Raw genomic sequence first — 13,807 nt, forward strand, 5'->3', positions numbered from 1 at the left:
TGCCCATAAGAATCTTGTTTTAGGGTTTATGCCAATACAAAGGAACGGATTTATCGTAAGAAATCAAAGTAATACCAAAGGAAAATACTATAATTTTATGGTTTTTGTCTTTCCCGGTATGATTGTCAGGTTGGCCGTTCCGTTGTCTTTTATTTCCACGTTTATATATCGGGCCTCTACCACGACTTTCCCGTCCAACATGATGATACCCCACTGGTTCGGGTTTTCTTCCATTGCGCAATAGTTGCCTATCGGCTTTTGGATACGGCGGTAGATGGGTGGTACGATGATACGCTCGCCCGATTTCAGTCCCCATTTCAGTCCGGACTTGAACGGCACAGCGTTTTGTAAGGTGGCCAACCGTTCTTTCTGTTTCTTTTCTTGCGTACGTTGTTTGTCCGCTTGCTTTTGGGCGGCACATTCCCTTGCTTCGGACATCAGCTTTGATACAGCAGCCTTGAAGTTCTCCGTTTGCGTCTCGGGAGTCATGCAGGCGATATACCGTTTTTCTTTACCGGCTTCTGCATGGTAGTATCTTCCTTCTCCGTCGGCAATCACGATGCTTCCGTCTGGCAGTTTTCCACAAAACCGATAATAGCTATCCTCGTCATTTTCCAATATGCAAACATAGTCCTTGTTCAAGGAGTCCTCCGTGCTTTCTACATATTTAAATTCGGGAGTGATGAAAGGATCGTAAATGAGCAGATAGAAGCCCCTTGAAAAAAAATCGTGCCGGTCGATGCCCGAACGGTTCACATAGGCATGCTTCGTACGGCTGTAGAACATGCGGCCTACTTGGAGTATTTCTATTTGGCCGAATTTCATTACAATCGGCTTGTCCGGGTAGTATTGGTTGCACCTTAAATCTATGTAGGACGTTTTGTCATTCCGGTCTGTTACGGCCACGATGTCGTCCGGCAAGAATTTCATACGCTTGTACCTGTCGGTTTTCATCCGTATTCTTCCGTTCTTGTCTACGATAGCTGTGCGGCAGTCCTCGAACTGTACGGCAGCAAGATTATCTTTTACGTCGAACAAAGTGGAATATTGTGCCTTTGCGGTGATGGTCTGCCCGCATTTTAATCCCCAGAGACCGTTTTGGCGGTCTTTGAACGGTTTTAGTTTTTCCTGTAGTGGAGTATTATTGTCCGTGGGAGACTTGCTTTTGTTCAGGTAATCCCATAATATTTCATGCGACATGACCATTTCGAGCGGCTCATTGGAGCATCCCGTTGGGGCTTTTTCTTGCTTTGCAGCCAAGTATTCCGTTTTCTTACAAGTTGTACGGTAGCCTTTTCCGGCCAACCGTCCTTCAAACATGGCCTTCCAGTCCCGGTAGGCCGTGGGCAGTCCGAACAGGCGGTACAGACCCACGTTATCTATCAGCATGCAAGTGTCTTTACTCGTTGCTTTCCGCAGTCCGCGCCCTACTTGTTGTAAGTATTTGGCCAACGAAAGGGTAGGGCGGGCCATCTGTATGAACTCCACGTCCGGGCAGTCGAAACCCTCGCTGAATACATCCACATTCACCAATACTTGTATCTTGCCCCGTTTGAAATTTTCTATAAGTTGTTTACGTTGCCGTGTAGGAGTCTTACTGTCAATCGCCACGCTGTTTATTCCACGCTGCCGGTAGAAACCGGCAATACTCCGTGCATGGCTGATGCAGATAGCATACACGATGCCTTTCTTTCCATCGGCATATTGCCGTACGCTTTCGTACAGCTGTTCGATACAGGGTTTGCGGTTCAGCACCTCGTTCATTTCTTTCGTTTGGAAATCACCATCCGCCCCACGTTTTGACAAGTTTTCTATCAATCGTTGGGATTTGCTGCCCGGACGGATGGATACGTAGTCGAAAGCTGACAGCCATCCTTGTCGGATAAAATCGGCAATGCTGTCCGAAGTAACCAGTTCGTCAAACAAGTCCGTGAATCCCCTGCGGCTCATCCGGCAAGGGGTAGCCGTCAAGCCCAATTTTTTTGCCTCAGGATGACGTAGCCACAACTCCTTATACGTTTTAGCCAGTGCATGGTGAGCCTCGTCAATGACGATAAGGTTTGGGGATTCGTGAAAGTCAGCGAGATGACGCGACAGCCATTGGATGGACATGGCCCTTACCCTTCCGTCTTCCTTCGGGATGCTTGGGATGCCGTATCGTTCCATGGTTTCCTCAATCTGCTCCACCAGTTCGCGGCGGTGTGCCACAATCCAGACACACCGTTTCCCATCCTCTTTCAGGCTGTCATAAATGATGGATGCCAACAGATGGGTTTTTCCCGTACCTGTTGGCATCTGGAGCATGATGCTTTTGTGCGATTTCCAAGCTTCAAGTACATGCGTTTTGATGTACTTTTGATAATCGCGAAGATGACTGTGGGGGCGAGTCATACTATCCTATGACCTTGCATAATTCATCTATCAGACTTTTGCTTGCAATATCTCCCAAATCATGCAAGGGTCTTAGATTCCGGGTTGTCAACAACTCTTTTAGTTCTTTTGCGTCGGTTGCCACGTACACATAGCCGAGTTCTTTCATCTTCTGGGCTGTGGCCAACTGATGCTCGTTGCGATGTTCACCCCATGCGGCTATGCGTGGAAAGATTATAATAGGCTTGTGTTGGCGCATGGCGGAAATAATAGTACCCATACCGGCATGGGCCACAATGAGGCGTGCCTTGCTGAATAGTTTGTTAAACTCATCGGGCGGTAAAAATTCTATGGTACGGATGTTTTGAGCCACATATTCACTTTTGTACACTTGCGCGATGATTTCCTCATCCAAATGCGCGGCCACTTCATCAATGATTTTCACGAAACGGTCGAATGGGGCCTGAGTACCGATAGTGCAAAATATCATAATCGGGAAATATTAAAGTAACAATAAGTCAAAGAACGGGGGAGCAACGGGCGGTTTTGCCTTTAATCACCAAAGATGTTTCCGGCATAATGCACCTGTGCAGAAGCAAGACCCGGCCATTGGGTGTACACGTGGGTTGCGAATTTACGTGCTAATTTTCCACAAGCACTCATGGTTTGTACATTGGCTACAGAGTCAATCCAGATGGTCTTAGTTCTGGTCATTCTGCCTAAAATAATGGTAAGCAGTCCCGGAGCCGCACCTGTTGTGACGATGGCAGTGGGGCGTTCTTTGAGCAAAATCCCCAAAATATTGAAGGAAGCCGGTAACATTTTCCAAGCATTCCAACGGCTGAAATCCATCATGGTATGAAACCGGCAAGTGCCGACCATGGATTTACATTTAGGGTGGGTTGACATGTACACCACTTCATAGCGTTCTTCTAAAGGACGGGCAATGCGGAGGAGTTGTACCCAATGGCCTCCGATGGAAGCGACGGCGAGGATTTTCTTCATTTGTTATCTATGAATTAATGAGTTTCTCGTATATGTTTTTTAAATGATTGAGGACATATTCAGGTAAATAGAACTTTACTATGTTTTTGCTATCTTCTCCTTCGGCTTTTATAATTTCCGGAGAGGCAATATATTTCATCATAGCAATAGAAATTTCTTCTGCATTGCCAGGAGAGATGATTGTGCCATTGAGGTTATTCTTGACGACTTCAGGGATGCCTCCTACAGGAGTTGAAATTATAGGCATTCCATAACTCATTGCTTCCAGGATAGAAATCGGTAGTCCCTCATTAAAAGAAGGCAGAATAAAAACATCAGCCCAATTGAGCAATTCCAACTTCTTATTACCGCTTACCCAGCCTTCAAATGTAACTATCTCCTGAATATTAAAATCCTTTATTTGTTTTTTGAGTTTTTCCTCATTTTTATTACCTCCTATCTTCAATTCCATATGACCAAGAAATTGCTCTTTTTTCATGGCTATACCTCGAATTATATCAAAGACGCCTTTACGCTGTCCAATTTCTCCAAGGAACAAAAAATGGGTCTTCTCATCGTTTTTCTTTCTTGCTGCGGACATGATAGTCGGATATGGTGTAATGTTATGAAGGATGACAATTTTATTTTCTGGCATTCCTAAATCAATGAACCTTTGTTTCCATGATTCAGATAAGACAATCAATACATCTACTTCTGTTAATACATTCTTTATCCATATACGTTTTTTAGCTGACGAATCGTTATAAAAGTCCTTGAATCGACTGGCATGTATATGTAGAATTACTTTTTTATGAAAAAAATGTCCTAACTTAACCAATTGTGCTTTTCGCCAAAAAGAACCGTCAGCGGCTGTATGTAAATGCAGTACTTTGATATTTTTATCGGTCAGCATCCGAAAAGTCAAATTTACATAAGCGGACAAAAAATACCAAGAACGGACAAATATATTAGAGAGTTTGTACGTAGGATAGTATTGCAAACCGTCTATATATTCACTCCAATATTGCACTACAGCTGAGATGCCACCGGGATGGTGATGCTTATAATAGTTTCCGGCCATAAGAATATGTTTGCTAATATCCTTAGTTATCAATATTGTATTCATGCTTGCTTTCATATTGTCATACATGCTTTCCATTGTTGTTTTAATCAGTCGTCAGCGCAAAGGAATAATTATGTGAATCAAGGTCTCAGGCACCCGTCCAGAAAGGCGATGGAGTCTTTGCGGAGCGCAGCTAGCTTCTCGTCGACCGCGTTGTAGTCAATCAGGTTCGTTATCCTGTCAATATTCATTTGGTAAAGCCGTTCTTGCAGTCCGAACAATCCGAACAGGCTGTTGATTCGTGAGTTCCGTTCGGTCTTGCTTCCCTCGGCGAAGCGGTAAAACGTCATAAATTGCCGATGGAACAGGATGGAAAACACGGTGCAATGAAATGAATCAGTGCATACATATGCAGCTTCACTGATGTATTTGACAAAATCATTTGGGTTAACATTGTATGGTGCTTCATCCCCGAAATTTTCATCTTCTGGTACATATTCGTCCATGTGTCGTATAGTGACAATTTTGTATCCTGTTTTTTGTTTTAGTTCATTGGCAGCTCTGCGGGCTTCTTGGTTGGTTCCTAAGAAATAACAGAAAATGTAAGGCTCATTTTCATTAAGACTGATATTAGTTATCTCCACTTCCCATTCTTTACGGCTCAGCAGCATGGTAGGGTCTACCACCACGGTTGCTTTCTGATGCGATAATTCTTCAACAATCTCTTTACCCCGTTGTTCGCGTACGCCGATTTTATAAAAACGATTAAGATATGCTCCTGTAGCTTTGCGTTGGAAAGACGGTATCTCTGATACACCAAAACTGCTTGCGTAAGCCACCTTGCGTACACGGTCATCGACAAACAGCAGGTTGAAGAACTTATTTGGCAAGCTCATAGGAGTCCATACTTGGTCGCTGCCTACTACAACAGCATCATAATTGAGCGAACCTCTGCACAGGGCATCATAGCCTATATACTCATGGAAAAGAGGTATTAGTTTTTTTTGTTTATAAGCGTCCACAGCCTTGGTGCGCTCTGCGATACCGGCTGCATAAGCCGGATATTTTTTTAGCATCTGTTTGCTTGTCAGCCTGTGCTTGATATTTTTCCATTCTCCGGCACGAAGCGCATTCACCACAAACATCATTTTTTGCCATACCGAAAGCCTTTTGGTGTATTGTATCACTTCCACCTCATATCCAAGCTGCTGGATTTTCTTCAGCATGGCATACCCTTGCAAAGAAGTACCATAATTGTTATGTCCCACGGAATAGGCGATGACACATCCAATCTCCTTTGTAGACTTTTTGTTTGTTTCATCCATTGTTTTCTTTTTTCTCATGACTGCGTACATGTTTACAGGAATAAGCAGGATAGCAAAAACTGTTTATAGCTTTCGTTTTTGATAGCCAACTCTACATTCTTATAACTAATGGAACCATATTGTGTATCCTTGAAATAAATTTTTAAAGCATCCTTTGACCAAATGAAATTAGCATAATTGACCTGTCTGTTTGCCAAAGAATAGATTCTAACCGCATTGACTTTGAACTGATGCAGGAGTATGTCATAAAATTGCATATCAAACGGTAATAATAAATCCTTGCAATCTCTCAATAGCTGATTTGTAACATAGAGAGTATCAAGTATCTTTGGTTTCCCTTTACTGAGAAATGAAATGCTACTTGTGTTTTTTCTCCATTCGTATACAATATCGCTTACAGTTGATATCTTTGATGATCTCCTGTGGATTATGAATGAACAAACAGTATCTTCAAACCAATATCCCGGTGGAAACTGAATGTTGCTCCAAATTTCTGCCTTATATACTTTGCCCCATGGGAAGCCGAACAGCCGACCTTGCGCTGGCAGCGTATTTTGGATGACCTTATCATCGGCAAACAATGAATAGCCACCACCTACGATATCAAAATCACCCTTTACGGCTTTTTGCATCAATATTTCAATGGCGTTCACTGGTAACCTGTCATCGGCATCAACAAATGTGACATATTTGCCGAAACAGTTTTCAAGACCTGTATTCCTTGCACCGGAATGACCTTTGTTTTCTTGGTCTATGACTGTTACATTCGGGCGTTCTTCATATTTCCGCAAAATTTTACGGCTACCGTCTGTGGAACCATCATTGATGATGATTACATGAAACGTAAAGTCCGTATTCTGCCCCAATATAGAATCCAAACATTCTGCGATGTGTTGTTCTGCATTGTAGACCGGTACAATGATACCAACATCATAAAGGTATTTCTTTCTCAGCAAAATGCGGTCACATATACACGTCTCACCATTATCCGCTGAAATTTCTTTAATAATTTCTCTGAACTCTCCTTTAGGGTGGTGTGGGGGGGGTAAAACGGGTAATTTATTTAAAATGTTGTATGCGAGACTTTCAGCATGCAACCTCTTTGATAACTTTGATGCAAGTAATAAGGTATCCATAAAAATTTTCGTATCGTCTAAATCTATTGAAATGTTTAATCTGTCTATTTTTGACTATTTTCTTTCATCATGCTACATTTACTCGTTGCACACTTTAACAATCCCGCTTTTCAAGAATTGAATCCTGTCTACTATCTCTTTCGCAATGTTTAATTTTCCCGTTGATCAAAGCTGAACCAATCCGAGCTTTACACTATCAGCCTGGATAATTGGTTGAAGGAAATCACGGAAAAACCTGTCGCTTGTCGTTTCCTTGGAGTTTGCCGTTTCAAACAGGGCTGCAACTTTCTGATGCTGTTCCGCCAGTTTGCTCACTATTTTTGCACGGCTTATGGTAGCTCGTAAAGCTACTTCATCGCTCCCTATGGAATAATCATCAAATCCTATCAGTTCCACATAGTTGTCTCCCGGATAACGGAGCATGAAATCACGCTCTTCTTTCCAATAGCGGTCTGGACCATAAGCATAAAGCACATTGTGTGTCCGTGTGTATTGTGTCTCTTTGGTCAGTTCACGTGTACAGTGAGGTTGACCCATTAACATCATCGGACAAAAGAGTAGGAAGACCCATACTGCCATTCCCATCCATATATCCTTTTTATTCATAATGCGAAGTGTCCTTTTTCAGCTTGCTTACTAGCCACCAAAGACTTTTGTGCCGTCCTAGGAATTGCTGGACACGGTTCTGCAAATAATCCAGAACCGTTTTTAGTCCGATTTTATTCGGCAGTTGCACATCATATTCCGATATGACACGACCGAGACGTTTGTTCAATGCGATAAACCGTTCGTTGCGACCTTTCTTCTTCCCTGCCATCTGTTGAGAGGCATTCAGGGTTTCCACCGGAATCTCATCCAATGTGATGACCCCCTCCGATTTCGCTTCTACCAGCCAGTCAAGCCATTGCTGCTTTCTCACCACCAATGAATTGACTCCAATCTTATCATCCATGTAAGGTTTGATGTGAATGTCGCCGAAACATACGTCCCCCAATTCCCCGTAATGGTCAATGCAAAAGAGGCACCGCCGAGGGATGAAAAAGCTCCTAAGAGGGTGATAGTAACTCTGATACCGCGTCGTTGCTTCGCAACGAGAGAACCGAGGCAGCCCTCGTCACGGTAAGCGAAACAAGTCAAATCCTCTTTACGGATGCCACGTTCTTTAAAAACATGCTCAGTTAAATAGAAGGTTCGTCCTGAAGAACAGTAGATGGCAAAATAGCCGGCTATCTTTTCCCTGAATTTGCGGTCGATTGCTTCCAGTTTACGGAATCCCTGTATGTGGCAAGGAAGTCCCACAATGACATATCTTGTACCATCCTCTTGTTTGATGGCCTGTGCCATACCGTGAAGAGAAACAGGTGCATACTTGCTGCTCTTTGCCTGCAACACCTCCTCGCGGTTGTGTGCTATGTATGAACGTACCAACAATTCATTCTTCGGGTCAAATGCAGTCACAACAGCTCCGTCAATATATCCTTTTTCAATCAGGAAGATTAAGAACTGGCTAGCCATGCCGCCGCTTGCGCAATGGTAACGGATGTCTTTGTCATTGCTGTGCCCAGTGAAGCATTTCAGGTAACGACCAACCCATTTGTCTGCTTTCGTCTGTTCATCCGTGAACTTTTCTTTAGCGATATGGGCTAAATTTACTCCCAGTCCGGGGCAGGCATCATGGCAACGGTGGCAACCTTTGTCATTCTTGCATTTCGTATCATCTATCTGAGGGATGAAACGCCCATCCTTAACAATTATATTGATGGCATTGGAGGGGCAGGCGGATTGGCAGATGCCGCAGCCAAGGCAGAGGTCGTGGCGGAGAGTGTGGGTGATATTAGGTGTTACTTTTTCCATATAGTATTAACCAGTTTCCTTAACCAAGCGATTCTATAAAGTCTACTTTTTAATTTGGTTTTTGAACTCTTATTTACCCAACTACCTTCACAATAATGGATGGCAACAGAATGTTTGGTGGCATTATGAAAATCGGAGAATACTGACGTGTCATAGATGTGGATTCCTTCTTGTAACTCTTGCTCCACATTATGATATACAAAACCATATTTTTCACCTATCAAAGCCAAGGTCGTTGGAATTGTTAAGCGATTGCTTATTGCATAATCAAAATGAATAGAGTTGTAGAAAGAGAGTAAATCTGTGATAAAAGGATGATTGGGTTCTGCTCCTATAATGGCTGACAACATCCCATTGCCCGGTACTTTTAGTTTATTTCTATCTCTACGACACCAGTTTTCGTCCAGTAGTTGGCGGTATAGATCCATTTCTTTTCGTGAAGTATTGAATTCATAGGCTGTAAATACACGATGTTTCTGTCTGAATGGTTCGAGCGAATAAAGTAACTTTACATCGGTATCCATATAAATGCCACCTATGTTAGCTAAAGCATATACACGTGTGTAATCAGCAACAAATGCTAATTTGCCCGATTCGTATGCCTCTTTTGTGAATGGAACAGCATTGATGTCGATGTCTTTTTCTGTCCAACATTTAAACTCATATTCTGGCATGAAACGGTGCCAACCCTCAATGTATGCTTTTTGTTCTGTTGGCATCTGTTTTTCACCAAACCAACAATAATGAATGATTTTGGGAATCATATCTTCTAATAAAATTATGAAATAAATATTTTTGCTTACTGATTATCTTTTAAATCTAATAATCTTACGTCTTTGATACTTAATAAAATTGTGTAATAAGATTACATAGTATCTAGTTATGAGACAGAGCCCATTGCCAAAACGTTCTTTATACTTTGTCAACACAATATTGTTATTGTGTGAAGACATTTTCATTGCTACAAAAAAGTACATGCCAAGTTCCATAACGTGCCAACTTTGCTTGCGCAAACAGCGATAAATAGATTTATTCGTAAGTTGATATGTTAGCGCAAATTGTTTCAAATAATAAGCAGCATCTATATGATGACAAGCCTTCCTCACACCATCGGGACTGGCGCATGCTGAGTTATCATTAATTCGATATACATAAACAGGAGTAACACAATAAGCGATTGTTTTGCAAAACATGGATATCTGATAAATGAAAATTCTGTCCTCAGAATATGCCAAACCTTCTATAAATTTTAATCTGTTTTGACGAATAATTTGGCCATTGAACAGATAGCCCCAAAGCGCAAAATGCTTGATGGAACAAATAACATTGGATAACACTTCATTGGACAACGAAAGAATTTTGTTCAAATTACCATCCTTAAGTCGCAAGGCATTTGCTAATACCAAATCTGCACCAGTACACATTGCCCGATTATAAAGAGTTTGTAACGCATCATGCAAAAAACAATCATCTGCATCAACAAATGTTATCCATTCGCCACAAGCAACGTTCAAACCTTTGTTACGGGCTGCACTTACACCTTGATTCGGTCCACTTATTGTCTTAATTCGACTGTCTCTACGTTCATATGACTGGCATATTGATAGCGAATTATCCGTACTGCCATCGTCTATTAAAATTAACTCAAAATCATTAAAAGATTGAGATAAAATGCTATCTAAACATTCTTGAAGATATTGAGCGGCATTAAAAACAGGTACTATAATTGATATTGCAGGATTTAACATAGTTATTTTGTCTTTAAAGAAAAACAAATAACTCTTTTATTACAGCTATGAAGATACAAACTGAATAAAATCGTAAAAAGAAGGTTTTTTTGGTCATCAACTGTTCCATATGTATAAAATATTGGTCCTATAATTAATATTTTTGCCCATAGACATAGAACAATGAGTTGTGCTAAAGAAACATTACGTATGCATTTTGTCAATTTTTGAACAAGGAAAGAAAATGTCAGAATAAAAATGATGGTACCATAAACATTAAAGTCTTGAAATATACTTCCTACATAAGTATAAAAGATATTCCCAGAAATGCCTAACTTAGAAGACAAAGCCCAACTATCAGCTACACCGAAATCTTTTCCACTAATCCAAGAAAGCAATAGAGGGAAGGTTGAATATCCTTCGGTCGACCTGTCTCTGACATACCATAAACTGGAATTAAAGTTCAGACTTCCTTCGCCGGCATATAATCCAATCCATTCCCAAATGCTATTCATATTAGTAGAATCCATGTTGTTAAATCTACTTATAGTAACAGCAACAACGCCTAAAATAGCGACTGAAAAGATAAGAAATCCATATTTATTTACTTTCACTATAATATCATGGTGTAGGAATCGTTTAAATATGAAATAGACGATTACCATATATAATGCATTCTGAACCAACTTTGACCTGCCACCTAAAATCATAGCATGTAACCATATTGTGATTAGTGCAAGACATAAAAGTAAAATAATTTTTTTATTTTTGCTTGGCAACATAAGATTAATGAAAATAAAGATAGGCACCAAATTATTCAATAACCAAATAAAGTAGAAGAACTTACGACCGAAAAAAGACAAATATTCATTGCTTTCTCCTGCCAGTCTTTCTTCATAAATTCTATTTAGTTGATTGGAATTAGCTAATGCATTTGGTAATTGTATAAGGGTTTCTAAGAATGGTAATAGCGTACAGATACCAATAAAAATACTGACTACGTATATAATCTTGTTCTCATTAAACGATAAAGAAAGCGTAGGGGATGATTTGTCATAGTTATAAATGGGATATATTGTTATGAGGAAACAAAGTATTAAATAAAAATATGGTAATAATGTAATATTGGAATAGTCTCTATATATACCATTACTGGCACTGAAATATAGAATACTGAAAAAGCTAGTTAATAAAAAATAGACTAAAATTAAAGTAGTCGCATTATTCTTTTTTGAGCAGTATAGCCTATAAAAGGCAAATAGCACTAAATGCAGTAAACAATATATGATTGTACAGAAATATGCGTTCATTCTTTCTTTAAATGATTAAATTGATAATTGTTGAAAACTCTTCTCTTCTCCTTCTTAGCTTTGCATTAATTTCATGCCAATTAATGGTATCTTGTTCTTCATAGATATTATTTGTACTGACTATTCTATTATCTAAATGAAACGAAGACAATAAAGATTGGATACGAGTAATACCTCGTATCTTATTTGGAAAAACAATAAAATTTTTATTGAAAAGAATAGAGAATACACACGCATGAAAAGAGTCTGTCACCACAAACTCCGCATCGTAAAATCCTCGTAGCCACTGTTCAACAGGGGGCTGAATACGGTCTGGTAAAGGATCTGTTATATTGCTTTTTGCTTTGACATTAAAAGGCTTAAGCCCTTTTTCTTCAGCAATTTTCTTAATCCATTTTTTTTGTTCAGTCGTTTCATTTAAAATATAATATAACAATGTTCCAGAACTTTTTGGAGTCCTAGCAACTTCAAATAGCCGCATATAGTCTTCTGTTGTCAATAGCATTGTGGGATCAGGCTCAAGTTTAGCTCCCAAATCAAAATGTGTGGCGCATAAATTAATTCCTGACATTTCACGAACTGATACAAAATCAAATAATTTCAATAATTCACCGCATCGCTTTGTTTGTTTTGGAGCGTATTCCCACTCGTCTGTTCCAAATGAAGCCGCATAAGCGATACGCTTGATGTTCCAGCTTTTTGCAAAGTCAAGGAAGGCATTTTCTATTTTATCTTTGAAATATTTAGGTCGCCATACCTGATCACTACCTACTACTATAGCATCAAAATCGGTTTCCTTAATTTCTAAAAAATCATCAACCATTTTTTGCTTGATGTATTTATTTATAAACTTATCTGTATTCTGCCTTACAATAGGTGTTTCGCGGTTCATTTTCTGTTCGTAGAAGATGGGGAACGGATGGCCTGTTAAGTTTTTCAGAATTCGCTTGCCATATGATAAAGGAGCTTTCCATAAAGGTAATCTCAAGGGGGGCCGTCGTTTCTCAATCAAACAGACTTTATGCCCCATGCGCTCCAATACGGTCTGCAAGGCATAGGCTTGGAGTATTCCGCCGTAATTGGTGTGAAGTGAAAGGGTTAGAATTCCAATTTTCATCGATAATAAATGTTAGATAATTTCATTTTAGTGTCCAGCCGCCATCGACGGGTACGACCTCGCCGACGATGTTCGAGCCTAAGTCGGAGGATAGGTAAAGTATCATTCCGGCAATTTCCTCAACGAGGGTGTAGCGGGCGGTAGGATGTGCCGCTGTAAAGGCGTTGTCGTTGATGTTTAACTTTTTGCTCCAATCTGAAATATTGGTCAGGACGATTCCGGGAGCAACACCGTTGACTATTATGCCATGTTTGGCCAAATCATGTGCCAGACCTTTGGTAATGCACACAGCCCCCCACTTTGAAATTGAATAAGGGTCGCAGCCAGGTATCAAGCCTCTGGCGGAACATACATTGACGATTCGGCCTTTAATGCCGTTATTTATAAAATATTTCTTTTCAGCTTGGCACGTAAAGAACAGGCCTTTTGTATTTGTCGCCATTATTGAATCGTATGTTCGTTCATCGTATTCATCCAAATTTTCAGGAACATACACTCCCGCATTGTTTATAAATATGTCAATATTTTTGCCCGCAAGCAGGTTTGTGGCTTCCTGCAACTTTTGTGGGATTGACTTTACGTCGGAAACGTCCCATACCATCGTGTGGAGTCTGTCGGAGGAGAGCTTCTCTTTCGCTTCTTGCAGAGCGGCGTCATGCCGTCCGGTGATAATCACCTCTGCTCCTTCGGCAAGGTATTCCCTTGCAGTCTCGAAACCTATGCCGCTGCTGCCGCCGGTTACTAGCACGCATCGGCCTTCAAACCGTCTGCCGGGCGACACTTTGTCGAATTTTATCAGGACAACGCCGCCGCTCTTCATATACTTCAACAGGTTCTTTGTGTAAGTCTTAATTCTGCCTAACATATAATTGTTTGTTTTTCGGTTAATTTCCGGGCCCTTTTCAATATGCCGTACTTCGG

The 13,807-nt window shown here is 40.7% G+C and carries 14 protein-coding genes; all 14 read right to left on the minus strand.

Features of this window, described 5'->3' with window-relative positions; genetic code table 11:
* Nucleotides 1-87 precede the first annotated feature (87 nt).
* The gene (locus AC5RDV_RS09805) at nt 88-2,391 is read right to left on the minus strand and encodes a DEAD/DEAH box helicase (RefSeq protein WP_282747822.1); all 2,304 of its coding nucleotides are present in this window, start codon (nt 2,389-2,391) and stop codon (nt 88-90) included.
* Nucleotide 2,392: 1 nt separating this feature from the next.
* Nucleotides 2,393-2,860 (minus strand): glycosyltransferase, encoded by a 468-nt coding sequence (locus AC5RDV_RS09810; RefSeq protein ID WP_008626737.1) that lies wholly within the window; start codon nt 2,858-2,860, stop codon nt 2,393-2,395.
* A gap of 62 nt (nt 2,861-2,922) precedes the next feature.
* Nucleotides 2,923-3,375, minus strand: coding sequence for an oligosaccharide biosynthesis protein Alg14 (locus tag AC5RDV_RS09815; protein ID WP_040602754.1), 453 nt, complete (start codon nt 3,373-3,375; stop codon nt 2,923-2,925).
* Nucleotides 3,376-3,382: 7 nt separating this feature from the next.
* Nucleotides 3,383-4,513: a glycosyltransferase family 4 protein gene (locus AC5RDV_RS09820; protein ID WP_282747821.1), complete on the minus strand. Its 1,131-nt coding sequence runs from the start codon at nt 4,511-4,513 to the stop codon at nt 3,383-3,385.
* 44 nt (nt 4,514-4,557) lie between these two features.
* Complete coding sequence (locus AC5RDV_RS09825) at nt 4,558-5,742, minus strand: polysaccharide pyruvyl transferase family protein (RefSeq protein ID WP_282747820.1); 1,185 nt, start codon at nt 5,740-5,742, stop codon at nt 4,558-4,560.
* Nucleotides 5,743-5,774: 32 nt separating this feature from the next.
* Entirely contained in the window at nt 5,775-6,878 is a 1,104-nt protein-coding gene (locus AC5RDV_RS09830) for a glycosyltransferase family 2 protein (RefSeq protein WP_282747819.1), read from the minus strand.
* 165 nt (nt 6,879-7,043) lie between these two features.
* Nucleotides 7,044-7,463: a glycosyl hydrolase gene (locus AC5RDV_RS09835; RefSeq protein WP_494222157.1), complete on the minus strand. Its 420-nt coding sequence runs from the start codon at nt 7,461-7,463 to the stop codon at nt 7,044-7,046.
* A 13-nt stretch (nt 7,464-7,476) separates the two neighbouring features.
* Nucleotides 7,477-7,872 carry a hypothetical protein gene (locus AC5RDV_RS09840; RefSeq protein WP_282747817.1) on the minus strand — a complete coding sequence of 132 codons (396 nt, stop codon included), beginning with the start codon at nt 7,870-7,872 and terminating at the stop codon, nt 7,477-7,479.
* Nucleotides 7,794-8,732, minus strand: coding sequence for a coenzyme F420 hydrogenase/dehydrogenase beta subunit N-terminal domain-containing protein (locus AC5RDV_RS09845; RefSeq protein WP_282747816.1), 939 nt, complete (start codon nt 8,730-8,732; stop codon nt 7,794-7,796). The genes AC5RDV_RS09840 and AC5RDV_RS09845 overlap by 79 nt, the downstream gene beginning before the upstream one ends.
* The gene (locus tag AC5RDV_RS09850) at nt 8,720-9,496 is read right to left on the minus strand and encodes a glycosyltransferase family 32 protein (RefSeq protein WP_282747815.1); all 777 of its coding nucleotides are present in this window, start codon (nt 9,494-9,496) and stop codon (nt 8,720-8,722) included. Before AC5RDV_RS09850 ends, AC5RDV_RS09845 begins: the two co-directional genes overlap by 13 nt.
* Nucleotides 9,497-9,538: 42 nt before the next feature.
* A complete protein-coding gene (locus AC5RDV_RS09855) occupies nt 9,539-10,480 on the minus strand; it encodes a glycosyltransferase family 2 protein (RefSeq protein ID WP_282747814.1) in 942 nt (313 codons plus the stop codon).
* Between the two features lie 2 nt (nt 10,481-10,482).
* Nucleotides 10,483-11,769, minus strand: a complete 1,287-nt coding sequence (locus tag AC5RDV_RS09860) for an O-antigen polymerase (protein WP_282747813.1) — start codon at nt 11,767-11,769, stop codon at nt 10,483-10,485.
* A 7-nt stretch (nt 11,770-11,776) separates the two neighbouring features.
* A complete protein-coding gene (locus AC5RDV_RS09865) occupies nt 11,777-12,886 on the minus strand; it encodes a polysaccharide pyruvyl transferase family protein (protein WP_282747812.1) in 1,110 nt (369 codons plus the stop codon).
* Between the two features lie 22 nt (nt 12,887-12,908).
* Nucleotides 12,909-13,751: an SDR family NAD(P)-dependent oxidoreductase gene (locus AC5RDV_RS09870; RefSeq protein ID WP_282747811.1), complete on the minus strand. Its 843-nt coding sequence runs from the start codon at nt 13,749-13,751 to the stop codon at nt 12,909-12,911.
* Between the last annotated feature and the right edge of the window lie 56 nt (nt 13,752-13,807).

Source organism: Paraprevotella sp. (assembly GCF_986071375.1).